This is a genomic window from Streptomyces graminofaciens (assembly GCF_030294945.1).
GTDB lineage: Bacteria > Actinomycetota > Actinomycetes > Streptomycetales > Streptomycetaceae > Streptomyces > Streptomyces graminofaciens.
In genome coordinates this window covers 10,830,481-10,856,001 of record NZ_AP018448.1, presented here as the reverse complement: position 1 = coordinate 10,856,001, position 25,521 = coordinate 10,830,481, and the positions used below count along the sequence as shown (strand labels likewise).

Here is a 25,521-nt window from a genome sequence, read left to right as displayed (position 1 = left end):
GCCGCTCCTTACTTCCGGCCCGCGGTCGATTCGACCGCGCGCACGATTTTCACGTAACAGCCGCAGCGGCAGATGTTGCCGCTCATCCACTCCCGGATCTCCTCCGGCGAGTCGGTGTGGCCCTCCTGGATGCATCCGACTCCGGAGAGGATCTGGCCGGGTGTGCAGTAGCCGCACTGGAAGGCGTCCTCGTCGATGAAGGCCTGCTGCAGCGGGTGGAGTTTGTCGCCCTTCGCCAGCCCCTCGATCGTGGTGACCTCGGCGCCCTCCAGCCGCACGGCCAGCGTCAGACAGGAGTTGACCCGCTGCCCGTCGACCAGCACCGTGCACGCACCACAAGCCCCGGCGTTGCAGCCCTTCTTCGAACCGGTCAGCTCGAAGTGTTCACGCAGCAGGTCCAGCAGCGACGTCCGGTTGTCGACCGTCACGGTCCGGCGCGTACCGTTGACCGTCAACGAGACCCGGCTGGAGGGTGACGTCTCCGCGGCGCTCGCTTCCTCCGCGCCGGCGAAAACCGTTCCCCCGATCACACCGCCCGCCACGACGGCACCGCCGACCGCGGCACCGGTGGCGATGAAGGTACGCCGAGTGGGTGGAGAGGCGGAGTCGTCGGATTCGACAGGGGGTGGGACAGCGGATTCAGGGAGTTCAGTAGACATTCGTACGCCTTCGCATCACAGACGGATCAGTCGTACACAGCAGTGGGACAGCAGGCGCGGGATCGTCGTCACCGCGGGAAACCGGGCGACCGCGTGCCTTGGCAACGACGATGGCTTGGCACTCGGGAAGGTCTTGCGACAGCGGGACCAGCGTGGAGGGGAGGGCTATGTTCCACCCCTGGTCTTCTCGCCCGCGAGTACGGGTAATGGAGGGTTTGGCGTCCACCCGTGGCGGCACCGCGCCACCGATCCGGACGGCCAGGTTCGTCAACGACGTGCCGGTACCCCAGCCAGCGGGGCGGAGACGGTTCGCGGCACTCCAGGGTGGCGACGTGAAACCGCGACGGTTGTCGTGCGAAGCACCGGCGACGGGCCAGGCCCTTGCTCATCGCGTAAGCCCTGTGGGCACGGACGCCTCCCCCTACGCAGGACTCAGTCCATCGTGAGGACGATGCGGCCCGACAGCCCGCCCTTGGCCAGGCGTGCGTGCGCCTTGGCCGCCTCCTGGAGCGGGTAGGTCTCTGCAACCCGCAGCGCCAGCTCTCCCGAGGCAGCCAGGTCGGACAGCGTCGTGAGGATCGACGCGTCCCCAGCCACCTGCGTCAGGCGGACCCGGATGTTCCGCTCCGTCTTGGGCAGCGCGTCCATCCGGGTCGTCACGAAGGTGCCTCCGTCGACCACGGCGCCGATGACGGCCTGGCCGAGCGTGGCCGTGTCGAGGACGGCATCGACACCCTCGGGGCGCAGCGCGCGGAGAGCATCGACCGGTGATTCCGAGGCGGGCACGTAGGCATCGGCCCCGGCCACCTCGGTGGCGAACGTGCCGTCCGTGGAGAGGTCACTGGCGATGACCACCAATCCCCGCCGCTTGGCGAGTTGGACGGCGTAGCCCCCGACGGCCCCCTCCGCACCGGTCACGAGCACGCTTTGGCCCGGCTGCAGTCCGAGCAGTTCGACGGATTGGGCTGCGGTCAGTCCATTCAGCGGGATGGTGGAGGCATGGATGGAATCGACGCCTTCCGGTGCCTCCGCGACCACATTGGTGGGGACGACCACGTACTCGGCCTGCGCCCGGTTGAGCCCCGGGGGCACCGCATGGCTGAACGCGATGACCCGCTGTCCGGGCTGCCAGTTGGCCCCCCGCCCAACGGCGTCGACGACGCCGGCGATGTCCCAGCCCAGTCCGTGGAAGCTGCCCTCCGGAGGGGCGGGGAGCAAGCCACCACCACGCCAGGCCGATGCGTCGCTCGGGTTCAACGCGGCTGCCTGGACCTTGATGCGGATCTCCGCCAGACCCGGCTCAGGTTTGTCGATGTCTACGACCTCGACGACGTCCGGGCTTCCCTGGGTACGGTAAACGGCTGCGAGCATGAATGTTCCTTATGACGAGCGTGAACCTGATGGGTGTGTCAGGCGCGGAGACTGATGACGAGGGAAATGCACGAGTGACGTCGGATATGAATCCGACTGCGCCTACTCGTATCCACTTGTCCCCCACATCACCTTGACCGCCACGCGGTGTGGAGGTCGGGGCAGGCACTAACGCCGGCGGGACGGCGAATGGATCACCTGGGTCTCGGTGAACGAGTAGTAGCCCCACGGGCCGTTCTCGACCCCCATGCCGCTGAGCTTGTGTCCGCCGAACGGGAGGTTGGGCTGGACGCCGCCACCGTGGCTGTTGATCGAGATCTGCCCTGCGTCGATCTGCGCCGCGAGGTCGGAGGCGCGGTCGAGGTCGCCGGACCAAACGGAGGCAGTGAGTCCGAATTCGGAGGCGTTGGCTCGGGTCACAGCGTCGTCCTCGTCACGGAACGACAGGATCGGGAGCGCCGGCCCGAACTGCTCCTCGTCGACGATCCGTGTGCCGTCGGTGACGTGGTCGAGGATGGTGGGCTCGTAGAAGAAGCCGGGCCGGTCGAGCGGCTTGCCGCCGGTAACGGCGCGCGCACCGTGGGCGAGCGCATCCGAGACCAGCTCGCTGACCCGGTCGAACTGCGGCCGGTTGTTGAGGGGACCGAGTTGCGCCCCGGGAACGTTCCCCGCATCGACCCGCACGGACTTCACGATGTCAGCCATCGCTTCGACAAGCTCGGCGTGGATGCTCTCGTGGGCGTACACGCGCTTGGTGGCCAGGCAGATCTGTCCCGCGTTGTAGAAGGAGGAGGCATACAACCCCTGGGCGGTCGCGGTGATATCGGCATCGGCGAGGACGATGGCGGGATCGTTGCCGCCGAGTTCCAGGGTGAGGCGCTTGAGGTCGCTCGCTGCCGCGGCGGCGATCTTCTTGCCGGTGGGGGTCGATCCGGTGAAGCTGATCTTCCGGGGGATCGCGTGGGATGTCATCGCGGCGCCGAGGGGGTCTGGCCCCGATACGACGTTCAGCACGCCCTTGGGCAGCACGTCACTCAGGATCGTGCCCATCATCAGCGTGCTCAGCGGTGTGAAGGGCGACGGCTTGAGCACCATGGTGTTCCCGGCCAGAAGCGCGGGTGCGATCTTCCATATCGCCAGATTGAGCGGGAAGTTCCAGGGCGCGATCGCGGCCACGACACCGAGGGGGACCCTGTTGACGACCGCATAGCCTTGGTCGTCGTCCTGGACGACTTCCGGTGCCAGCTTGAGGTCGGCGAAGTAGCGAAGCCATGTGGTGCCGATGCCTATTTCTTCGAGCGACTGGTTCAGCGGCTTGCCCTGTTCGGCCGTCAGCAGTGACGCCAGACTCGCGGCGGACGCGTCGATGGCATCGGCGGCGGCAGTGAGGGCGGCACGGCGAGCAGGTTCGTCGCGCTGCCAGGTGGTGAAAGCACGCTGTGCGGAGGCGAACGCCTCATCGAGCTGCTCCGGCGTCACGGACGGCGCCTGGGCGAAAACGTCTCCGGTCGCCGGGTTGATCACCGAGAAAGTACCGGTGGTCTTGACGGCTGCTCCGTCTATCGTGACCGTCGCCTGGTCGAGAGGCAAAGAGGATGTTTCTGCCGTGGTCATAACGGTTTTCCTTATAATTATTCGGATTGTGGTGAATCTACGTATTCACGCGCTCGGTCTTGGTCCGCCCTGCGGAGTTGTCAGAACACGGCGACCGGGTTGAGCGGGCTGGAGGTCGAACCCACGAACCGCCAGGGCAGTGCCGCGAAGAGGAAGTCCCACCGCTGCTCCGCGGCGGATACGCGAGCCAGCTCGGTCAGGTCAAGGTTGTCCATCAGCCACAGACCCATCGCCACGAGGCAGACACTGTGGATCGGGCGCGCGAAATCGAAATCCTCGTGCTGCGGGGGCTGCACGTCGTGGATGCCGTCTGTGCCCATGACCGCCACATCCCGCTCCTTCAGCCAAGGCAGGCAGGAGGCGTCGAGGCCCGTCTGAACGCTGTCCAGCGGACCGGGTGTGTCCGTACGGTACAGAGGGCCGTCCTTGAGGATGGCTGCCGCGTTACCCGTGTGAATGAGGAGTGCGTCCCCGGCGCGGACGCTCACGCCCTGTCGCTTCTCGGCGGCGAGCAGATCCTCGGGGCGGATGGCATAGCCCCGCTCGACGTGGTCTGCTTCGAACAGAGCGGCGATGTCCAGGAGAACACCACGGGTGATGATGCCGTCGGCTGCGTGCTGCATCGCGAGGTGGACAGCGCCGTCGGTCTCGGTCGAGTCGCCGGCATCGAAACCGTTGTAGTTCCTTCCGTCCCATTGGTAGTGCCCGAGGCCGTCGAGGTGTGCGTTGCCGCCGTGAGGCCCGATCGTGATGTGTTCGGCCACGCCGTCCCATCGGGCCTTGATCCCGAGGTGGTGTTCGACCTCAGCGACCTGGGTGTGCCGTTCGACCTTCGAAATGCCGGAGTGGAGCGGGTCCGGCGTGCGCGGGTCGATATCGCGAGCGAGCGAAACGGCCTGTCCCGTGCGGACGGTCGCGGCCGCGGCGCGGCGTACCTCTGGGGTGATGAGGTTGAGCGTGCCGCGCCGGTCGTGCTGTCCCCACCTCCCCCAGTTGGAAAGAGAGGTGAAGAACCCCTCGATCGTGCTGGTGGAGATTGCTTCCGTGGTGTCGGTCATGTCGGGTTGCTCTTCCATGTCGGGGATGTGCACGTCGTTCTGTCGCATGGCGGTTGTGGCAAGGTGAAAAAAGGGGGTGGGTGCGCTGTGAGCAGAGGCGTTGGAGGAGAGCTGCGGACTTCAGGGATGCGCGGTTCTGAACCGCGAGCATGTGCGTGGTGAGGCATTCGCCGGCAGGCGAGCAACTCGTCGGCGTCGCTGACGAACCTCCCTGCAGCGGAAGCCTGTTGTGTGTGCCAGAGGCACAGCGATCAGTCGGCGATTGCCTGGAGCGGGAATTGGCTGAGTGTGCTCCGGACGTCCTGCAGGGCCTTGCCCCACGCTTCGAAGATGCTTCCGCGGTCCCCGACAACGGTGATGACGCGTGACCCGTTCGTGGCCTCGGCGCCGAACTCCCAGGCGACCCCGGCGGTGACGTACTCGATGCCGGCCTTGCGGCACGCCTCGACCACGCGGTCATGCATGTCGCGCACCGTCGGATGGGAGACGTCCGCTTCCAGGCCGAGGGCCTGTCCCAGGTCGAAGGGACCGCAGAGCAGAGCGTCCAGGCCGGAGTCGGCAGCGATCGCCTCCAGGTTCTCGACGCCTTCGATGTCCTCGATCAGACCGAACACCAGCACGTCCCTGTCGGCACGGGTGTAGTCGGCAGGCCAGTCGGTGCTGACGTGGTTCACCGATCGCGTGAAGGGGCAGGCCCCGCGAACGCCGACGGGACTGTACTTCGCTGACGCGACCAGTGCGGTGGCCTCTTCGAGGGTCCGCACATGCGGGGCCATGATCCCCGTTGCGCCGAGGTCGAGGACCCGCTGGATGAAGGACGGGGTGTGGTCCGGGACGCGGACGATGCTGTCGATACCGGACGCGTCGGCGGCGCGGATCATCTCCCGGAGGTCCGAGAGATCAAGAGAACCGTGCTCGGCGTCGATCCAGACGTAGTCGTAACCGGCCGCAGCGCCCAGTTCGACGAGTTCAGGGCTGGGGAACTGCACCGCGAATCCGTACGCGCGTTGTCCAGCCTCCAGCTTGGCGCGGATGTTGCGAGGTCGTCCCACGGCGATGGCCTTTCTGAAATGGCTGATGGGAGCGCTTGGTATCCCATCGGTGGAGGGACCGGTGAACAGGGCCGCGGCCTTTGCGGGCATCAAGCTCTGGAGCTGCTGCGAAGACGGGCCCCGCTGACGGGGGTACAGCTAATGTTTCCGCGTCAGGCCTGGGAAGCGATCGATGTGCGCTCTGATGGCCTGACGTCTGGCGGGCGCCTCATGCCCTGCTGTCCGGACCCGTCTCGTCGGCCCGCCGGCCCTGGCCGTCGGTCGTGCGGCGGAGAGCCTGCGAGGTGTGCTGTGTCATGCCCCGACGGTAGGCACCGGGCCCAGGGGGCGTCACGGGGCAGCAATCTCATACCATTGCCCGATCCTCTCAAGCAAAGGAGCGGCCGTGCTTGACCGACTGAACGCGGCAGTCGACCGGCACTGCGAAGGATTGATCTCGGATACCGGGGTGCCCCGGCTTACGCTGATCTCGGTCGACCAACCCATCGGGCCTATCGATCAGTTGTACGACCCGATGATCTGCTTCGTCGTCAGTGGCGCCAAACGCACCGACGCGGGAGAGCTCATCCAGTCCGTACAGGCCGGCGAGATGCTCCTCACGAAGCTGTACCTGCCCGTTGTCGTCGCACTTGAGAAGGTGCCCTACCGGACCGCCGTCATGCGGCTGGACGGCCGAATGCTCGCCGAGTTGCTTGTCGAGCTGGACGAGACGGGGCCGGTTGCTCCATCGGCCGCGGGCGGACAGGTCACCACGTCGATGTCGCCGGAAGTCGTCGATGCGGTCACCCGCTGGGTCGAGCTGCTGGACACCCCGCACGACATCCGCCCGCTCGCCTCCCGGGTCGAGAGCGAGATTCTTTACCGGCTGCTTCGCAGTTCCTTCGGCCCTGCCTTGCGCCAGTGGTCACTGGCCGACTCAACCATGACCCGGATGCGGGAAGTAGCTCGTTGGGTGTGCGAACGCTACACCGAACCGCTCAGTATCGAAGCGATCGCAGCCGTGGCGCGCATGAGCCCGGCCAGCCTGCACCGGCACTTCAAGGCGACCACCGGGATGAGTCCTGTCAACTACCAAAAGCAGCTCCGGTTACAGGAGGCACGGCGCCGCCTGGTCGTCGGTGGCGTTACGGTGGCCCAGGCCGCACAGGCGGTCGGATACGTGAGTGCGACGCAGTTCAATCGTGACTACCGCCGCAGGTACGGTCTCCCGCCCGGCCAGGACGCTGCCCGGCTGCGCGCTCGCCCTGACCGCGCCATCGCTGCCGCAACCGCACCGGCATAGCTCCGGACCACACGCTGATTGCCGCAACCACCATTGCCGGGCACCGTAAGTCGCCAACGGAGTCGCCGCTGATGCAGCTGTTCACCGAACCTTCAGAGGGGCAGGTCCGGCGCCCTTGCCGCAGCCACGGCAGCGCCAAGGGGGTCTCACCCCAAAAGGCTCGCACCTGACGCTGGCGTGCGGTTTTGGCGTAGCTGCTGTCGGTCGCTCTCGTGGACGCTCCCGACGACGGATTGGCCCACGTCGGTCCTGGGACTCGACACCCCGCGGAGGTGTCGGTCTCGGGACCACCATGGATATCGAGAGCACGCCTGTGCCCGGAGAGTCGGGGAGCAGGTGGGCCGGCGATTCGGTGAAACGCGCGGAAGTCGGCATAGGTGTCGAGCACTGGCTTGGTCTGTTGACAGCAGGGCACCTTGGTCTGCCTGCGCCAGTGCGTGTGGGAGGACCGGTCCTGACTCCATGTGGCCCGGCGCTCGGAACCGCGCCGAGCCTCGCGGTCGCGGGTCGACCTGTCCAGTGAGACACCCCCGCCCTCCGCGCGTGGTCGGCGCGTAGGCTGGCCCCGCACTCGATGATCACGTGCCTGGACGCTCCTGCCGTCCGACGATCGAGAGGCCAGTGGCCCGGGTTCGCCGATGAAGGCGGCCGGCCGGATGACGGAGCAAGGAGGCGGCGTCGGATGGGCGGAGATGCTCTGCGCTGGAGCGAGTACCGCAGCGTGCCGTGGAAGAACGGAGGCGGTATGACCCGAGAGGTCGCGTCGGGCACCGTGCAAGCGCCCCTGACCTCGGCGGAGCCCGCGGACGGCTTCGACTGGCGGGTGAGCGTTGCGGACGTGGGCACGGCAGGTTCCTTCTCCGTCTTTCCCGGGATCGACCGCGTGATCACCCTTGTCGAGGGCGAGGGCATGGTGCTGACAGTGGACGGGACACCGCATCCGGTCGGGCCGTTGAGTCCCTTCGCCTTCTCCGGCGACGCGGCAACGGACTGTCAGCTGGAGGCGGGCGCAGTCCGCAATGTGAACGTGATGACCCGCAGGAGCCGGGCGACGGCACAGGTGCGGATCATCACCGTCGCCGCCGAGGGGGCGGAGATGGCGTGCGCCCTGGGCGACACCCTGGTCGTCATGGCGGCCACCGACGGGATCACCGTCGGCGGACAGGACGGCCAGGAGACCAGGCTCGGCCGTCTCGACTGCGTGCGCCACGAAGGCCCGGCGGCGCTGACGCTACGGGGCGACGGCGCGGTGGCCGGGATCACGATCACTGCGGTGTGCTGACGGCGGGAACCAGCGCCCAACCGGTCGTCTCGCCCTCGGTGTCGGCGATGTGCTGACGCTCCCGCGTCGTGGCGCACTCGCCGCACCGGTGTCGCTGCGATGACAACGTGGCGGGGCGCCTCGGGGGGATCCACCTCCTGCGCGCCCCGCCCTGCGGTCACAAGTCGCCGGCGCAGTCATCAGACATGACCGGTTCGCACATGGGACAGCAGCGAACACCACAGCGAGGGCCACAGACGAGTCCGGCGCGGCGGTGACGCGTCATGGTCGAGCTCGCGGCCATGACGTCACCGCTGGAGGTACGGGTAGGTCCAGTCCGTGGTGGAGGTGAGGCTCTCCTTGATGAACCGCGGCGAGATCCAGCGCTGCAGCGCCAGACGCGAACCCGTTCGGTCGTTGGTGCCCGACGCCCGGCCGCCGCCGAAGGAGACCTGGCCCATGAGCGCACCGGTCGGCTTGTCGTTGACGTAGGTCATGCCGGCCGTGTTGCGGAGCACGTCGAGGGCGCTCGAGATCGCCCGGCGGTCGGAGGCGAAGACAGACAGCGTCAACGCGTAGCCGCTGGCACGGTCGACCTCGCGGAGGACCGTGTCCCACTCGCTGTCCTCGTAGACGTACACGCTGAGCAGCGGACCGAAGAACTCCTCCGACAGGGTGAACGCCGTCGGGTCGGTCGTGGTGTAGATCGTCGGGTCGACGAACCAGCCTGTCGATGTGTCGGTCCTGCCGCCCACCAGGAGTTCGTGGGTGTCGAGCGCGTTCGCACGGTCGAATGCCGACTGGAGGCGGTCCGCGGCGGTCCGGTCGATCACCGCGCCGACGTATGTCTCGTGCTTGGTCGGGTCACCGACGGGCAGCTCGCGGACGATGTCGACCAGCTCGTCACGGAGCTTGTTCCACACCGAGCGCGCGATGTACGCGCGCGAGGCCGCGGAGCACTTCTGGCCCTGGTACTCGAAGGCCGAACGGATCAGCGCGGTGCGGACAGCGTCGATGTCCGCCGTCGGGTGCACGAGGACTGCGTTCTTGCCGCCGGTCTCGCCGACCAGCCGGGGGAAGGAACGATAGGTGTCGATGTTGTCGCCGATGGCGCGCCACAGGCTGCGGAAGACCGCCGTGGAGCCCGTGAAGGTGAGGCCGGCGAAGTCCGGGTCCGCGATGGCGGTGGAGGACACCGCGGCACCCGAACCGTGAACCAGGTTGATGACACCCGGCGGCAGCCCGGCCTCCTCGAGCACCCGCATCGTGACCTCGGCCGCGAGAGCCGCCTTCTCCGCGGGCTTCCACACGACGGTGTTACCCATGAGGGCGGGAGTCGTCGGCAGGTTGACGCCGATCGCGGTGAAGTTGAACGGGGTGATCGCCAGGACGAATCCCTCCAGCGGACGCTGGTCGAGGATGTTGATGTCACCGGGAAGCGACGCCGGCTGGTCGGCATAGATCTGCTGCGCGAGGTGCGCGTTGAAACGCATGAAGTCCGCGAACTCGCTTGCGGCGTCGATCTCGGACTGGTGGAACGTCTTGGACTGTCCCGTCATCGTCGCGGCGACCAGCTCGTCGCGGTACTTCCCCGCGGCCAGGTCACCCGCGCGCAGCATGATCGCCGCGCGCTCCCACCAGGGGGTGCGGGACCACTCGTGCGCTGTCGCGAGGGAGGCAGCGATCGCCTTCTTCGTCACGGTCTCGTCCGCCACGGCCAGGGTGCCGATGACGCTCTGATGGGCGTGCGGCTCGACGACGCGCGTGGTGTCGGCAGTCATGATCCGCTCGCCGTTGACGACGTGGGGGATCTCTCGCGGGTTCACGCGGATGTTCTCGATCGCGGCCGACACCGATCGCGACTCCGGCGAGCCGGGCACGAAGTCCCGCGACGGTTCGTTCTTCGGCGCGGGCATCCGCGGGTTCGCGGCGATGCTGACGGGTGTGGCGGACATGAGGAGTTCCCTTTCAGATGGGTTGCTTGGCGTACGGCCCACGGTGGACGGTGCTGAGGTCAGTGAGCGACGATCTGGTTCTCGAGGCGTCGGCGAGCGCTCGCGACCGAACGTCGGGTGATCGCGATCGCCGCGTCGAGGTCTCGTTCCTCGAGCGCACCGATCAGTGCCGGCTGGGGCTCCCACAGCGTTGCGTCACGCGACTGGATCGCGGCGCGGGCACCGATGACCTTGTAGGGGCGGCACTGGGTCCACAGTGAGCCGACGGTCCGGACGAGGACGTCATTGCCTCCGGCGAGGTAGAGCTGCCGGAGCAGGACCTCGTCGGCCTCGAGTGCGTCGTGGACGTCCTCGCGAACCACTGCGCGGAAGATCCGGTCGCACGCTTCACGCATGAGCGCGAGATCCGAGTCGGTCACCCGGGGCGCTCCGAGCCGTGTGGCCTCGATCTCCAGGACGGCTCGGACGTCGTAGATCTCGATGAGCTCGCGGACGGTGAACTCACGGACCCTGGCCCCGCGATGCGGGTGGCTGACGGCCAGCCCGTTCTCGACGAGCAGACGGACCGCCTCCCGAACCGGCATGACGCTGGTTCCCACCTGACCCGCGATGTCACGGACCCGCAGCCGCGCGCCCGCGTGCAGCTCACCGGTGAAGATGCGGCCCGCGAGCACCTCGTAGACCTGGTCGGCCACGAGCGTGGGGCTGACTCCAGTCGAGATCTCGGCGGCATGGGTGGTCATGGTCGTCCGCACGGACTGTTCACGTGCGCTGGGGGAAGCGAGTCGATGCCGATCGTCCGCCCGCCCTTGAGGACGCCGAGTGAGCTGCATCATGAACCGACGACGGACCGGAGGAAGAGAAGGAGGTTGGCGGGCTTCTCGGCCATGCGGCGCGTCAGATACGGATACCACTCGGTGCCGTAGGGCAGGTACACACGGACGCGGTAGCCCTCGCGGACCAGCTCCTCCTGCAGTTCGCGACGCACGCCTTGGAGCATCTGGAACTCGAACGAGCGCTTGTCGATGCCGAGTTCGCGAGCCGTCCGCTTCACAGTCTCGATACAGGCGTCGTCATGGGTACCGAAGGCGGGGTCGGGAAGGTTGGCGAGTGCCCACTTGGCGAAGTGCTGGTACTGCGCCGTCACGTCGTCGCGGTCCAGGATGGCCACGTCCACCTTCTCGTCGAAGGCACCCTTGACGAGCCGGATCTTCGGCGGCTTGTCACCGAACTCGTACAGGTCCTGAAAGGTGCTGCGCATACAGGCCTGAATGGCCACGCGCGTCTCCGGGTACTCCACGTGGCAGCGCCGGAAGATCTCCAACGTCTCCCGCCCGACGGAGCTGTGCTCCATGTCGACCTCGACCTCGCAGCCGTGGGCACGGGCGGCCTCGAGAAGCCGGCGCAGGTTCTTCTCACAGCTCTCCGAGGAAATGACGATGCCGAGCTGGGACAGCTTGACCGACACGGTCGCACTCGCGCTCCGCGGCGCCATGCCCTCGATGACACGGATGTACTCTGCCGTCGCGGCCTCCGACTGCTTCAGGTCGTGGACGGACTCACCCAGCAGATCCAGGCTCACATCGATCCCGACGGAGTTGAGCTGCTCGGTCACGTCGAGCGCCTCGGCGAGGGTGGTGCCCGCGACGTAGCGCTGCACGATGGGTCGGGTCAGCTTGCTCTTGGTGGCGATCCGTTCGAGCTTCTTGTTCTCGGACGCCGCAAGAAGGAGTTTGTTCGGCACGGGGATGCCCTTCTGATCGGAGTAGAGCGTCTGGGGCACCGTGGATGCGCGACGGCTCCGGGCTCTCCGCGAGGAGGTCTTCGACGGGTGAACCGCATCGGTCTCGCACGAATAGCGGGTGCGCACCGCTCACCGTAGTTTGTGATCACACATCACACAAGACCCCCTTTCGCGAAAGTGCCGCCCACCACCCAATCGATCTGCGATCGCGGCACTCACCACATGTCACCATCGACCTCTACTCGCCATTTTTGCAGGTCAATCCCCGTCTCAGCCCACCGAAGGGCCCGAATCACCGAGCAGGTCAAACTTCGGCGACCCTTGAATCGAGGCCGCAATCATCACCCTCCGAAGTTTCCAGCGAATCTCCATGGACACCATATGTGATCACATGCGAGGCTCACGTTGCCGTCATAGCGCGCAGGACCGACCGTGCGCCACGGCGGGTCCGGTGCCACGACCTGATCCCCAGAACCGCACTGGAGCTGAGACCTCTGTGACACAGACCGACACGGCAGCCCTCTCCCCTACGCGCGCTGCCCCAGAAGCCGCGCTGATGGGAAACCCCGGCACGCAGGCGCTCACCCATGCCCGGAACAACTTGCCCACGCGGTCGACGTCCTCGGCTGCGACCCCGCTTTCACGGATTCCCTCGTCACGTCGCGCCGCGAGCCCCGAGTGAACACCCCACTTCGGTGTGACAAAGGGGGCGAACGGCCTCACCAGCGGCGGACCAGATCCTCAGCGACCGGGGCATCGTGGTGGTACCCGACATCCTGCCTGCGGGTTTCCTGCCAGGGAGTCTCTGACACATCCCGTCTTCGAGGCCCGACCTTGCGCCATGCCGCCGCGACGACGGCCGTCGAGCGCGTGGCCGAGGCACAAGTCCGCCGAGGTCTCCATCCGTAGGCATCGCGACCTTTCTCCGTCACGAACCCAACTCACCGGGAACACACCATGGCAACTGAGCAGTCCACCTTTGCCGTTGTCGGCGCGGGGCTGGCCGGCGCCGCTACCGCATGGCGCCTCGCGGAAGCCGGCCATGACGTCACGCTCGTCGAGCGCGGCCTGCCGGCCGACCACGAAGGCAGCTCGCACGGCTCCGCACGGATCTTCCGTTACGCCTACCCGTCCACGCTGTACACCGATCTGGTCCTCCGCTCGCGACCCCTTTGGTCGGAGCTGGAGGCAGCAGCCGGGGAGCAGCTGATCAGCCGGACCGGGTGCCTGGACTGGGGCGAGCAGCGCGACCCGGGCGCGCTCGCGCGCTCCCTGGAGGAGGCCGGCATCGAGCACGAACTGCTCAGTCCTGCGACGGCCTCGGAGCGCTGGCAGATCGAGTTCGACTCGCCGGTGCTGTGGCATCCGGACGCCGGGGTGATCGACGCGGAGAGGTCGGTCAACGCGATGGTCTCTCTCGCGACCTCCCATGGTGCCCGACTGCGCACGGGATGGGACGTACAGAGAATCGAGAGGACGACGTCCGGCTATCGCCTGCACGCAGCCGCGGGTGACACCCTCGATGCCGAGCGAGTGGTCATCTGCGCCGGCGGCTTCCTGCCTCGGCTCCTGCAGAACGCCGGGGTCGACGAGCGGTTCCTAGCCGCGATGCCGCGGTTCGCGGTCACCCAGGAGCAGGCCTACCACTTCCCCTACCGCGACGGGGCCGAGGACTGGCCCACCTTCATCCACAAGACCGAGGCGATCCAGACCTACAGCCTTCCGGGTGGCCGCGACGCGGATTTCCGCGGCCAGAAGCTGGCGGAGTACGCCGTGGGGAAGGCGCTGCCCTCGGCATACGAGCAGGACGGGCAGATCGATCCGGCGAACCGCGAACGGCTGATCGCCTATGTCAAGGACAACCTCCCCGGCCTCGTGCCCGAGCCGTACGCGGAGACGACCTGCCTTTTCACGACGACGCCGAGCGAGGACTTCGTGCTCGACCGCACCGAGAACCTCACGGTGATCTCTCCGTGCTCCGGGCACGGCGCGAAGTTCGCTCCACTTATCGGCGTTCTCGCCGCCCATCTCGCCGGCGCCGGCACTCCTGCCGCCGGTCGCGCCGCCCTCCCCCGGGAGTTTCTGGTCGGCGGCAGCCTGGGCGCCGCTTCCCTCCGGGACGGGGGACGGCGATGACCGCCTCGTCGATGATGGCCCGCCTGTCCGGAATCGGCCGCGATCCAAAGCGCGGAGGCTACAGCCGTCCCGTGTTCTCGCCTGCGGAGCTCGAGCTGCGGGAGTGGTTCGTCGGGGAGGCCCAGCGTCTGGGGCTCGACGTGGAAACGGACCGGAACGGCATTATCTGGGCCTGGTGGGATGGGCCGGGCAGAGCTCGTGAGAATGCTGTCGCGACCGGGAGTCATCTCGACTCGGTGCCCGGAGGCGGCGCGTTCGACGGTCCGCTGGGAGTCGTCTCGGCGCTCGCGGCGGTCGAGCTGATGCAAGCCTCCGGCTTCCGCCCGAACCGCCCCGTCGTCATCGTTGTCTTCCCGGAGGAGGAAGGCTCGAGGTACGGCCTGCCCTGTCTCGGCTCCGGACTCATGGCCGGCACGGTCTCCGCGGACCGAGCCCTTGCGCTCAAGGACGAGAACGGCGACACCCTCGCCGACCTCTTCGGCCGCAACGGAATCGACCCCGACCGGGTCGGACCCGACGCGAAGGCCGTGGAGCGCATCGGCGCCTTCGTGGAACTCCACGTCGAGCAGGGCCGAGGCCTCGTCGACCTGTCCGAGCCCGTGGCCATCGGTCGTAGCATCATCGGGCACGGCCGCTGGAAGCTTCGCTTCGAAGGTCAGGGCAACCATGCCGGAACCACGTTGATGTCGGACCGCCGCGACCCGATGATCCCCGCAGCCCGGACGATCCTCGCAGTACAGGAGGCTGCGTGGGCCGTCCCGGGTGCCCGGGCGACCGTCGGGAAGGTGACTCCGGTGCCCGGCGGCTCCAACGTCATCGCCTCAGCCGTGGACGTCTGGCTCGACGTACGGCACGCGGACGAGTCGGCTCTGCAGCCCCTCGTCGACGAGATCACCGCCCATGCAAGCGGACTCGCGCGCGCGGCGGCCTGCCGCTCGTCGGTCAGTCGCGAGTCGTACAGCCCGACCGCAGCCTTCGATACCGACCTGATCCAGCGCTTTACGAAAGTCCTTCCGTCCGCGCCGCTGCTCGACACAGGTGCCGGTCACGACGCGGGAGTACTGGCGCCATTCACCCCCTCGGCGATGCTGTTCGTGCGCAACCCCAGCGGAATCTCACACTCCCCCGAGGAGTACGCCGAGGACGCCGATGTGGACACCGGCGCACACGCGCTCGCCCTGATCCTGATGGATCTGTCGTCCGAGTAGCCTCGTCCTCCCCTCTCGGCCTGGCTGTAGGCCCGGGATGCTGTGGACGGGCAAGGGATGAGAGATCTCGAACGACGAATAGGGGCCTTTCGGGTTCGGTTCGGATGGCGACATCCGAACCGAACCCGAAACTCTGGTGCCCCACCCCCGATGCCGGCGCCGTCGCCCGGCCGCCGACGTCTCCGACTCTCGCCCGCCACGGCCCAGCGACGAACGGCCCGCCACACGAGCGGTGGGCGAGGTGATGATGAGCGACCGCGCCCGCACCACAGCTTCCGGCGGACACCGACCCACGCCGAGCGACGGATCTCCAGGATCGGCCGGCCCCAGAGGCTCGGACCGCGTTTCTCCTGGGCCTGGTGCCATCGACCATGCACCGGGGCCTGCCCGTTTCGGTCTGGCCTGCCTGGACCGTACAGCCGGCCGGGTCGGGCCGCTCCCGTGCGCGGCTATCGTATTCCTGTCTTCTCTGCTGTCGACGCGATGGAGTTCTCAGTGGTCACAGGAACTGGCCGCGGGAGCCAGAACGTCAACCCGACACTCGTCGCGGACCAGGTCTACGAGGTCCTCGCCAAACGCATCTTCGACGGCGAACTCGCTGCGGGAGATCGACTGCCCGTCCGGGACCTGGCCGAGCAAGTGGGAACGAGCGTCATGCCGGTTCGAGAGGCGATCCGACTCCTCGTGAAGAACGGCCTCGCCGTGGCGCACCCGCATCGTGGCGCCCGGGTCCGCGAGTTCACCGTTCACGAGCTGTTGAATCTCTATGAGGTCCGGACAATCCTCGAGGTCGAGGCCACCCGGAAGGGCGCGGCGTCCGTCACCGGCGATGAACTGGACAAGATGCGGGGCGCTTGTGAACGGATGTACCGGGCCGTCGTCCAGGGGCGCGTCACGGATGCTCTCGATGAGGATGAGGACCTCCTCCGGCACCTGTACCGCGCAAGCAGCAACGATGTCCTGGTATCGACCATCGACTCCTTGTGGATCCAATGCCGCCCCTACAAGGTGATCGGTGCACGTGTGGCCCTGAAAGCTCACGACTCGTCCCTGTGGACCCCTCAGCCTGCGCTGATCGACGCTCTGTCGGCCGGCGACACGGAACTGGCCGTCACGATCACGCGTGATTCCCTTCTCAGCGCCCGCCAACGCCTCGTGCGACAGATGCGCGTCCCGGAGGGCTCGGACCAGACCGGCTGAGTCCGTGGGCCGATCAGCCGCGTCCGCAGACAGGGGCAGAAGGCACCCGCACGTCACCCGTCGATGCGTAGATCGCTCAAGGGCCTGGAGCAGCAGATCAGGATCTTGTTCTGCGCGACCTCCCTGGGGCGGATTCCTCCGTTGTGCTGCATGTCGACCTCACCGGACAGCATGGTCGTCTTGCACGTGCCGCACATGCCCTGGCTGCAGGAGGACGGCGGTCGGAGCCCTGCCGCCAGTGCCGCGTCGAGCACGCTCTCGTCCGTGCGACAGGCGACGGTCCGGCCGCTCTTGACGAACTCGACGGTGTACGTCGTCACCGCCTCGACCGGAGAGACCGACGAGGAGTCGGCGTCGGCCTCCAGAACCGGCTCAGCGGGGGTCTCGTCGGCATCACGGGAGGCCTGAGGCAATTGCCCGGAGGTCGGCAGTGTCTCGAACGAGAAGCTCTCCTCGTAGTAGTTCCGCATGTCGTAGCCGGACTCCTCAAGGATGCGACGCACCTCGCTCATGTAGGGCGCCGGGCCACAGGTGAAGGTCACGCGCTCGTGCAGGTCTGGAGCGAGCGATTGCAGGACCGCGGTGGAGATACGGCCGCGGAGTCCCGCCCAGCGTTCGGAGGGGTAGTCGCCCTCGCAGATGTGCACCACCCTGATGTTGGGCATGACGGCGGGCATCGCCTCGAGTTCGCGGCGGAAGATGATGTCCGCCGGCGTGCGCGCACTGTGCACGAACAGGATGTCCGCGTCCGAGCCGAGGTCGAACAGAGTCCGTGTCATCGACATGACGGGGGTGATGCCGCTGCCGGCCGAGAGGAAGAGGTATTTCGCAGCCGGAGCGCCGGAGAGAGTGAACGCCCCGAGAGGCGCAAGGGCAGAGACACGCGTCCCTGGCAGGACATGGTCATGGAGCCAGTTCGACACGGGGCCGCCCACTACGCGCTTGACCGTGATCGTCAGGGTGTGTGGCCGGGTGGGCGGCGACGAGATCGTGTAGCAACGGCTGATCTGCTGCCCGTCGACCTCGAATTGCAACGTCACGAATTGTCCTGGGACGAACCGGAAGACCTGGCCTCCCTCGGCTTCGAAGACGAAACTCTTCACGTCGTGGGTGATGTCGAGGACGTTCCGGCAGACCAGTTCGGTCTGGTCGCTTTCGCTCCAGCACTCGGTCGCCCATGCGGGCTTCACCAGGCCGTTGTCGTCCACCATGCCGTCAGTTCGAGCATCGCCCCGAGGCGGAACGCCGGTACGTGCGACCGTCATGTCAAGGACCTTCCCTGTGCTCGGCGCGATGCCGCCGAGGCTGTGCTTCCAACGCCGCGCCGATACGGATCGGCTGTTGACTTACGAGGTGACGTACTTGTGGAGTCGCCCGATGTACCAGTTGGCGAAGGCCTCCACGTCGTCCTCGACCAGCGAGTACGGGCCCGGCTCGTATCCGGGGTTGGCGACACCGCACTGCGTTCCGGCGACCAGGACCCTGTCCTGGTCATTGGTGGTTCGCCACACGGACGTGAGGGAGTCGACGTCGTAGTCGACACCCTCCACCGCGTCCGAGTGCACCAGCCACGTGGTGCGCACGATGCTCTTGTCAGGTGACACCGGAAGCACACGGAACACGATTGCGTGGTCGCTCAGCAGGTGGAACCAGGAGTTCGGCTGCATGTGCATGGAAAGGTCCCCGAAGCGCGCCTGCGTGATCGAGCCCATCAGCTTCGCGCAGACGGGCTTGCCGTCCGGTCCGAACGATGAGCCCTCCCCGTCCAGGGGCAGATGGGAAACCCGGAAACCGGTGATACGCGTGTCCGGCTCGTACCAGGTGTCACGAGGGAACTGACTGGCGGCACATGCCGCTCCCAGATCCTCAGCGGCGGCCTGGTACCGCTCGAAGACCGGGCGCAGGCGAGGGGTGACGTCGTCCGCCGTGTAACCGAACAACGGGAAGTACGCGGTGATCAGCTCCGGGTGGGCGCTGTCGCAGTGGTGGCACTCCCGGTTGTTCTCCATGACCAGCTTCCAGTTCCCCTCCTCGACGAGGTCGACCTGGTGCGCGACCTTGGCGTGGCGCAGGTCATAGGGAGTGAGGTAAGGCTCGATGTTGCCGGCCACCTCGTCGAAGTCCTCGGGTGGTTCCTCGCCGAGGCAGATGAAGACGAGCCCGCCAACAGTGCGAACGTGGACCGGTTTGAGGCCGAAGCGGTCCCGCTCGAACGACGGTGGCTGGGACTCCGCGTGGATGAGGCTGCCGTCCGTGCGGTAGGTCCACTGGTGGTAGGGGCACACCAGGTTTCCCACGGAACCGCACGGAGAGTCCAGCAGCCGCGAGCCCCGGTGCCGGCAGACGTTACGGAAGGCTCGGACCTCCTCGTCGTCGTCACGGAGGATGATCACGGAATGCGGGCCGATGTCGACCGTGACGAAGTCCCCGGGCTCGGCGATCTCCGCCTCCGTCGTGCTGAACAGCCAGTGCTTCGCGAAGATCGCCTCGACATCGAGGTCGAAGATCTCCTGGCTCGCGTAGAACGGCGCCTCGAGGCTGTACCCCACCGCACGGTTGTTGATCAGGGACTCTGTCTCCGCCGTCAGCTTGAGGGTGCTCATGTGACTCACTTGGTTTCTCCATCACGATGACTGCGGCTGCGCCGCTGAGAGTCCACACGGGTCTATGTTTCGCATTGCGAAACTGTCTTGCCTTGTGAAACAAGGTTAGCTTCCACGCACCAGGATCCGTCAAGACTTGCACCGCCCCGGGAGCCCCCAAACAACCGAAATGCCGTGATCTTCATGCCGAATAGCGCACTTGTATCGCATAGCGAAACCCTGATGGCGTTGAAGGGGACAGCCAGGTTGGCCGTCAGCCCTGATGCAGCACTTGGACCTGACCGGGGTCATAGTGGGGCGGGAGCCGGCCACCGTTGTCCATGTCCGCGACCCGTTCCCCGTCGGCGACGTCGTCGAGGACCCGACAGCCGGCGCCGCGGCCGTCGCTCCGTGAGTTCGCACTGGCCCGAAGGGACGCCGTCCTCACCCTGTATCAGGGCGACGGCCTGGGCCGCCCCGGCAAGCGCACGGGCCCGCATCGGCTGATCAGAAAGACGCCGCCGGGGCGCCGAACAGGCTTTCATCGGGCACGACGCCCAGGCCGGGGCCTTGTGGTCGCTTGATGTAGCCGCCTTCGATCCGGATGCCGTTCTCGTGATCGTAGTGTCCTTCGATGCTGGGCGCCGCCAGCCAGACGCCTTCGAGCAGCTCGGGGGCCACCGTCGCGCCGATATGGGTGCAGGCGGCGGCGATGATGTCGCCGCCCCAGGCATCGTCGCAGGTGTGCGGCAGTTTGCGGGCCGCACAGATGTCGCGGAACGCGCGCATCGGATGCAGTCCGCCGATCATGGTGACCTTCATGCCGAAGCCGTCGACCAGGCCGGTGCCGGCGGCGGTGATCACCGTGTTCAGGCTGGTGCTGCTCTCGTCCATGTAGATGCCGTGGCTGACCTGCGGACGGATCTTCTGCAGGTCCTCGACGGTATTGCAGGGCTGTTCCAGGATGAAGGGGATGTCCGGGCATTCGCGGCTGAGCCGCAGCGCGTCGCGGGTCGTCAGGCAGCGGTTGCCGTCCACCGCCAGACGCATCCCCGAGCCGCCGATGACCTCCCAGACCTTGCGGACGGCCTCGATGTCCTCCTCGACGGGCCGCCCGCCGATCTTGACCTGCAGGCGCGGGTATCCCTCGGCGCGCTTCTCCGCCGCGATGCGGGCCGTGTCGTCCGGCGTGCCGACGCCGATGGCGTAGTAGGACGGCACTAGGTCCGTCACCGCGCCCCCGAGAAGATCGGAGACGCTGACGCCGAAATGCTTGCCCAGGAGGTCATGGATGGCGATGTCGAGGGCGGCCTTGGCGTAGTTGTGACCGTTGAGCAGGCCGTCCATGCGCCGGTGCAACGGCACCGGCAGCACCTCGGCTCCGATCAGCCCCGGCGCCAGTTCGGTCAGAGCCGCCACGGCTCCGGCGGCGTACGACTCGGAATAGGTGGGGCCGACCGGGCAGGTCTCACCCCAGCCGACGAGCCCGTTGTCGGCGACCAGCTTGACCAAAGTGGTGGAAAGCGACCAGATTTCCGCATGGCCCATCCTGTAGGGGCCGTTGAGGACCGGCAGATCGTGTCGATAGATGTGGATCTCGGCGATCCTCATCGTCCAACCTCCTGGATGGTGAGTACGAGCTTGCAGTGAACGAGGACAGGCTCTCGGTCGCCCCACGTCATGACCGGGTCGCCGAGCACGACTTCGTCGGCGGTGATGCCCAGTCCCGGTGCGGCGGGGGCAGGATTCCGTCGCCGGTGTACACGGCAGCGGATTCCGCCGTCTTCAGCGTCACCATGTCCTCGCAGTTCAGCACGGCTTGCAGCAACTGCTCGGGAACGGTCGCGCCCAGATGGACGATCACGGAGAAGGTGATGGCGAATCCGGTGGTCTCCGGCACGTTCATCCTGAGTCCGATGGCCCGGGCGATGCCGCGGTGGCGGCGGCCGGGGGTCAGCCCCGTCGGCCTTGGAGATCTTCATGCCTTTCTTTCCTTACGGGCCGGTGAGGGCTCGGGTGCTGTCACATGCGGGGCGGGCGGAACGAGCACGAGCTTTCCCAGATGCTTCTTGGCGAGGAAGTCCTCCTGCGCCCGCGCGATCTCCTCCAGGGGGTACGTGCCGGAGACCACCGGCCGTACCTCGCCGCGCTCGACGTACTTGACCAGGTTCTCGAACACCTCGTCCTCCTGGAACGTGCAGCCGATGAGAGAAAGGTCCTTCAGGTACAGCGTGCGCAGATCGATCTGAGCGACCGGCCCTCCGATGGCTCCCGCGATGGCGTACCGGCCGCCCGGGCGCAGCAGGTCGAGCAGCTGCGCGAACTGCGGGCCGCCGACGAGATCGACCACCACGTCGACGGATCCGCCGAGGGCGGCGATCAGGTCCGCGCCCCGGTCGAGGGTCCGGTCTGCGCCCTGGGCCAGGACCTCGGCGGCCTTCGCGGCCGAGCAGACCGCGGTCACCGTGGCGCCCCGGCGCTTGGCGAGCTGCACCGCGGCGAGCCCGACTCCGCCCGACGCGCCCGTCACCAGCACCCGCTCCGCCCCGACGGCGGCCCGGTGCAGCATGTTCTCCGCCGTCGAGTAGGCACACGGCAGCGCCGCGAGCTCCTCGTCGCTCAGGTCGCTGTGGACGGCGTGCGTCTCCCGAGAGGGCGCGACGGCGAACTGCGCGAACCCGCCGTCGCACTCACTGCCGAAGGTCCAGCACTCGAACGGCCGGTAGTCGACCGGCGTGCGCAGCATGTTCCGTACGAGAACCCGCTCGCCGATCCGCTCGCCCGGCACGCCCTCACCCACGGCGACGATCCGGCCGCACACGTCCGCGCCCTGGATACGCGGAAATTCCAGCGCCGTACCCGACCACGTGGCGTCCACGTCGTCGACGACGTCGAAACCCGTTGCGCCGCCCGCACCCGTCTCCGAGGCGACGGCCTTCGAATACCAGCCGATCCGGGTGTTCACATCCGTGTTGTTGATCCCCGCAGCGGCGACCTGGAGGAGAACCTCACCCTTCTTGGGGTGCGGAACCGGCACATCCGTCCGGTACTCGAGTTTCTCCAGCCCCCCGTGACCCGTCAGCAGGACAGCGGCCATCGTCCTTGGCAACAAACGTGCGTTCCCTTCACTGTGCTCGGCTCTCGATGGGCGGCCGGGGAGCTGGTCGTCGGCCATGGCCGACGACCAGCTCCCCGGCGGCACGAACAGTCGAGAGTCCGGAGCCGGGTCTGTGTCGACGCGTCGTGGCTCAGGTGAGCCAGGCGTCCACGACCGACTTGTTCTCGGCGATCCACTCCTTGGCCGCTTCCTGCTCGTGACCCGTGCCCTTCTTCTGAATCAGCAGTTCGAGGCTGCCCAGTTGGGCCGAGGTGAGCTTGAAATTCTTGAGCCAGCCGGCCAGTTCGGGGCGGTCGGCGGCGAAGCCCTTGGCGGCGATGGCCTGGACGCTGTCGGGTTTGCCGTATGCGCCCTCGGGGTCCTTGAGGACCTTCAACGGCAGCTTGGCGTACGCCCAGTGCGGCCGCCACAGGGTGACCACGATCGGCTTCTTCTTCGCGATCGCGCTCTGCAGCGCGGAGAGCATGGCGGAGCTGCTGCTCTCGGTGAGCTGGTAGTCGTCGTCGAGACCGTAGGCGGGCATGACGCTCTCACGTGTGAGCCGCATCAGGCCGGAGCCTGCCTCGATGCCTACGATGTCACCGCCGAACTCGGAAGCGTGCGCCTTTAGATCGGCGATCGAGTTGACGTCCTTGACGTACGTGGGGACGGTCAGATTCAGGTCGGCCGGTTCGTACCAGGTGGAGGTGACCTCCAGCTTGGAGCCGAGCTTCTTCCAGTACGACTCGTGGGTGCTGGGCAGCCAGGCATCGAGATAGAGGTCGACCTGCTTGTTGGCGACGCCGGCGAAGGTGCTGGCGACGTCCAGTGACTGGACGTCGACCTTGTAGCCGCGGTCTTCGAGGATCTCCTTCCACAGGTATGTGGCGGCGATGTCCTCGTCCCAGCCCTCGACGAGGGCGATCTTCACTGTCTTGGAATTGGCTTTTTCGCCGCCGGAGCCGGAGTCCACGGACGCGGTCTGTCCGCTGCACGCGGTGGTGACCAGGGTGAGTGCGACGGCGATACAGCCGAGGAGGAGTGTGCCGCGGGAGCGGCGTGAGGTGTGGTTCATGCGGTTTTCCTGTTCCTTGGCAGTTCTCACGCCGAAGCGGAGACGGGCTCGGGGGCGGAAGCGGGAGCGGATGTGGTGTCGGCTGCTGCGGCGGGCCGGGTGCGGTTCTTGCGGGCCCGGCGTCGCCTCGGTGTGGCCAGGGCGCCGGTGACGCGGTCGAGGAAGATGGCGAGGAAGACGACGGCGAGTCCGCCCTGGAAGCCGACGCCCACGTCGAGTTGGCTGATGCCGCGGACGACGACGGTGCCGAGGCCGGCGGCGCCGACCATGCCGGCGATGACCACCATGGACAGCGCGAGCATGATCACCTGGTTGACGCCGGCCATGATCGAGGGCAGGGCGAGCGGGAGTTGGACCTCACGCAGGATCTGGCGGGGCTTGGCGCCGAAGGCACGGGCGGCCTCGACGACCTCCTTGTCGACCTGCCGGATGCCCAGTTCAGTGAGGCGCACGGCGGGCGGGACGGCGAAGACGGTGGTCGCGACGACTCCGGGGACGAGGCCGATGCCGAAGAAGAAGACGGCCGGGATGAGGTAGACGAACACCGGCAGGGTCTGCATGAAGTCGAGCACCGGTCGGACGACGGCGCTGGCCACCGGACCCCTGGCGGCCCAGACACCTATGGGTACCCCGATGGCCACGGCGAGGACGGACGCCACCGTGACGACTGCGAGGGACTGCATCGCCTCGGTCCACAGGCCCATGCCCTGGATGATCAGGAAGGCGACGACGGTGAAGGCGCCGAAGCCCCACTTGCCGGCGACGTACGCGAGTGCCGTGAACACCGCTGTCACGACGAGCGGATGCGGTGCGGTGAGGACGAAGAGCACGGCGTTGACCAGCTCGGTCATCACCGAGGAGATGGCGTCGAAGACGCCGCCCAGGTGCAGGGTGAGCCAGTCGACCGCCTCGCTGACGGGCGTGCCGAAGTCGACGGTGAACAAGGGCTTATACATCAGCCGCTACCTTCCGTGAATCACTGGGGTCCGACGTGCGCGGGTCGGACAGCGCCGTGAGGAGTGCCGCACGGGGGACGACGCCGAGGAGCCGGCCGTCGTCGTCGGTGACGGCAAGGGGCACGGCGTGCCGTCCGACCAGCGGACACAGGTCCACGAGCAAGGTGTCGGGGCCGGTGCGCTCGTACTCCTCGACCAGGCACTCGCCGAGAGACGTACGGCCCTGCCCGGCCGCCTCGGCGAGCAGATCGTCGCTCGCCACGCCGGCGATCTGGCCGTCGGAGTCCACTACGTAGACGCCGGCGGCCTCGGCGTTCGACAGCCTCCTCAGGACGTCCCGGGGTTCGTCGTCCGCACGCGCCGTCATCAGCGGTTCCCGCATGATCTCCCGCGCGGTGAGCACACGGGAGCGGTCGACGTCCGAGACGAAGTCGCGGACGTAGTCGCTGGACGGTGTGTGCAGGATCTCGGACGCGGTACCGAGCTGTACGGCGCGTCCGTCCCGCATCACCATGATCCGGTCGCCCAGCCGCATCGCCTCGTTGAGGTCGTGGGTGACGAAGACGATCGTGCGGCGCAGGTCCCGCTGCAGCGTCAGCAGCAGGTCCTGCATGTCGCGGCGGATCAGCGGGTCAAGCGCGCTGAACGGCTCGTCCATGAGCAGGATCTCGGCGTCCGTGGCGAGCGCACGGGCCAGGCCGACGCGCTGGCGCTGGCCGCCGGACAGCTGATCGGGGTAGGCGTCACCACGGTCACCGAGACCGACCGTCTTCAACGCCCAGTCGGCCCGCTCCAGCCGTTCCGCGTCGGCCACTCCGCGGACCCGCATGCCGTAGGCGGCGTTTTGGCGGACCGTGCGGTGCGGGAACAGCGCGAAATGCTGAAAGACCATGTTGATCTTTTGGTTGCGCAGCTCTCTGAGGTCCGCATCGCCCATCCCCAGCACATCGCGGCCGTCGATGCGCAGTTCACCTGAGGTCGGCTCCACCAGCCGGTTCAGCATGCGGAGCAGGGTCGATTTTCCAGAACCCGACAGCCCCATGATCACGAAGAGCTCTCCCGGCGCCACGTCGAACGTCACGCCGTCGACCGCGCGCACTCCGTCGGATGTCGTGCCGTACACCTTCTCCAGCCGAGATGCCTCAATCACCGCGCCTCACCTCCAAGGGGTCCGCACGGGGCGGAAGGATAAGAGCCGTTGTCCCGCATTGCGAAACAAGTGTGCAATGCGGTACGACCATGACTCGACACCGAGCGATCCGTCAAGGCCC

General features: G+C 67.3%; 21 protein-coding genes and 1 pseudogene. 6 read left to right on the top strand and 16 right to left on the bottom strand.

What is annotated here, in order from left to right:
• Positions 1-8 precede the first annotated feature (8 nt).
• The 5 genes from SGFS_RS47940 to SGFS_RS47920 form a co-directional block, all read right to left on the bottom strand.
• Positions 9-659, bottom strand: a complete 651-nt coding sequence (locus SGFS_RS47940; protein WP_286258981.1) for a (2Fe-2S)-binding protein — start codon at positions 657-659, stop codon at positions 9-11.
• A 432-nt stretch (positions 660-1,091) separates the two neighbouring features.
• Entirely contained in the window at positions 1,092-2,030 is a 939-nt protein-coding gene (locus tag SGFS_RS47935; protein ID WP_286258980.1) for an NADP-dependent oxidoreductase, read from the bottom strand.
• A gap of 168 nt (positions 2,031-2,198) precedes the next feature.
• Complete coding sequence (locus SGFS_RS47930) at positions 2,199-3,644, bottom strand: aldehyde dehydrogenase family protein (protein WP_286258978.1); 1,446 nt, start codon at positions 3,642-3,644, stop codon at positions 2,199-2,201.
• A gap of 80 nt (positions 3,645-3,724) precedes the next feature.
• Positions 3,725-4,750: a cyclase family protein gene (locus tag SGFS_RS47925; protein ID WP_286258977.1), complete on the bottom strand. Its 1,026-nt coding sequence runs from the start codon at positions 4,748-4,750 to the stop codon at positions 3,725-3,727.
• Positions 4,751-4,953: 203 nt separating this feature from the next.
• Entirely contained in the window at positions 4,954-5,754 is an 801-nt protein-coding gene (locus SGFS_RS47920; protein WP_286258976.1) for an HpcH/HpaI aldolase family protein, read from the bottom strand.
• A 385-nt stretch (positions 5,755-6,139) separates the two neighbouring features.
• On the opposite strand from SGFS_RS47920, the gene SGFS_RS47915 reads away from it, so the two are divergent.
• Positions 6,140-7,036: an AraC family transcriptional regulator gene (locus SGFS_RS47915; protein ID WP_286258975.1), complete on the top strand. Its 897-nt coding sequence runs from the start codon at positions 6,140-6,142 to the stop codon at positions 7,034-7,036.
• Positions 7,037-7,718: 682 nt separating this feature from the next.
• On the top strand, positions 7,719-8,318 hold the full coding sequence (locus SGFS_RS47910; RefSeq protein ID WP_286258974.1) for a HutD/Ves family protein: 600 nt from the start codon (positions 7,719-7,721) through the stop codon (positions 8,316-8,318).
• 287 nt (positions 8,319-8,605) lie between these two features.
• Here SGFS_RS47910 and pruA read toward each other — a convergent pair whose 3' ends face one another.
• From pruA to SGFS_RS47895, 3 genes are all read right to left on the bottom strand, one after another.
• Entirely contained in the window at positions 8,606-10,252 is a 1,647-nt protein-coding gene (gene pruA, locus SGFS_RS47905) for an L-glutamate gamma-semialdehyde dehydrogenase (protein WP_286258973.1), read from the bottom strand.
• 59 nt (positions 10,253-10,311) lie between these two features.
• On the bottom strand, positions 10,312-10,995 hold the full coding sequence (locus tag SGFS_RS47900; protein WP_286258972.1) for a GntR family transcriptional regulator: 684 nt from the start codon (positions 10,993-10,995) through the stop codon (positions 10,312-10,314).
• Positions 10,996-11,084: 89 nt separating this feature from the next.
• Positions 11,085-12,035 carry a proline dehydrogenase family protein gene (locus SGFS_RS47895; RefSeq protein WP_286258971.1) on the bottom strand — a complete coding sequence of 317 codons (951 nt, stop codon included), beginning with the start codon at positions 12,033-12,035 and terminating at the stop codon, positions 11,085-11,087.
• 918 nt (positions 12,036-12,953) lie between these two features.
• Between SGFS_RS47895 and SGFS_RS47890 the strand changes: the two genes are divergently transcribed.
• The 3 genes from SGFS_RS47890 (at position 12,954) to SGFS_RS47880 (ending at position 16,540) form a co-directional block, all read left to right on the top strand.
• On the top strand, positions 12,954-14,132 hold the full coding sequence (locus SGFS_RS47890; protein WP_286258970.1) for an FAD-dependent oxidoreductase: 1,179 nt from the start codon (positions 12,954-12,956) through the stop codon (positions 14,130-14,132).
• Positions 14,129-15,340 carry an allantoate amidohydrolase gene (locus SGFS_RS47885; protein WP_286258968.1) on the top strand — a complete coding sequence of 404 codons (1,212 nt, stop codon included), beginning with the start codon at positions 14,129-14,131 and terminating at the stop codon, positions 15,338-15,340. Before SGFS_RS47890 ends, SGFS_RS47885 begins: the two co-directional genes overlap by 4 nt.
• 441 nt (positions 15,341-15,781) lie before the next feature.
• The gene (locus SGFS_RS47880; protein WP_286258967.1) at positions 15,782-16,540 is read left to right on the top strand and encodes a GntR family transcriptional regulator; all 759 of its coding nucleotides are present in this window, start codon (positions 15,782-15,784) and stop codon (positions 16,538-16,540) included.
• 53 nt (positions 16,541-16,593) lie between these two features.
• Here SGFS_RS47880 and SGFS_RS47875 read toward each other — a convergent pair whose 3' ends face one another.
• Entirely contained in the window at positions 16,594-17,805 is a 1,212-nt protein-coding gene (locus SGFS_RS47875) for an FAD-binding oxidoreductase (RefSeq protein ID WP_286258965.1), read from the bottom strand.
• Between the two features lie 81 nt (positions 17,806-17,886).
• Entirely contained in the window at positions 17,887-19,143 is a 1,257-nt protein-coding gene (locus SGFS_RS47870; RefSeq protein WP_286260408.1) for an aromatic ring-hydroxylating oxygenase subunit alpha, read from the bottom strand.
• A 256-nt stretch (positions 19,144-19,399) separates the two neighbouring features.
• Between SGFS_RS47870 and SGFS_RS47865 the strand changes: the two are divergent.
• Positions 19,400-19,706 (top strand): annotated as a pseudogene (locus SGFS_RS47865) (hypothetical protein); the annotation flags it as partial.
• Here SGFS_RS47865 and SGFS_RS47860 read toward each other — a convergent pair.
• From SGFS_RS47860 to SGFS_RS47835, 6 genes are all read right to left on the bottom strand, one after another.
• The gene (locus SGFS_RS47860; RefSeq protein WP_286258964.1) at positions 19,630-20,733 is read right to left on the bottom strand and encodes a mandelate racemase/muconate lactonizing enzyme family protein; all 1,104 of its coding nucleotides are present in this window, start codon (positions 20,731-20,733) and stop codon (positions 19,630-19,632) included. The pseudogene SGFS_RS47865 and the gene SGFS_RS47860 overlap by 77 nt on opposite strands.
• Before the next feature lie 67 nt (positions 20,734-20,800).
• Positions 20,801-21,022 (bottom strand): hypothetical protein, encoded by a 222-nt coding sequence (locus SGFS_RS47855; RefSeq protein ID WP_286258963.1) that lies wholly within the window; start codon positions 21,020-21,022, stop codon positions 20,801-20,803.
• 78 nt (positions 21,023-21,100) lie between these two features.
• Positions 21,101-22,219, bottom strand: coding sequence for an alcohol dehydrogenase family protein (locus tag SGFS_RS47850; protein ID WP_286258962.1), 1,119 nt, complete (start codon positions 22,217-22,219; stop codon positions 21,101-21,103).
• A 151-nt stretch (positions 22,220-22,370) separates the two neighbouring features.
• A complete protein-coding gene (locus SGFS_RS47845) occupies positions 22,371-23,294 on the bottom strand; it encodes a glycine betaine ABC transporter substrate-binding protein (protein WP_286258961.1) in 924 nt (307 codons plus the stop codon).
• Positions 23,295-23,320: 26 nt separating this feature from the next.
• Complete coding sequence (locus tag SGFS_RS47840; protein WP_286258959.1) at positions 23,321-24,250, bottom strand: ABC transporter permease; 930 nt, start codon at positions 24,248-24,250, stop codon at positions 23,321-23,323.
• Positions 24,243-25,400 carry a quaternary amine ABC transporter ATP-binding protein gene (locus tag SGFS_RS47835; protein ID WP_434028162.1) on the bottom strand — a complete coding sequence of 386 codons (1,158 nt, stop codon included), beginning with the start codon at positions 25,398-25,400 and terminating at the stop codon, positions 24,243-24,245. Before SGFS_RS47835 ends, SGFS_RS47840 begins: the two co-directional genes overlap by 8 nt.
• Between the last annotated feature and the right edge of the window lie 121 nt (positions 25,401-25,521).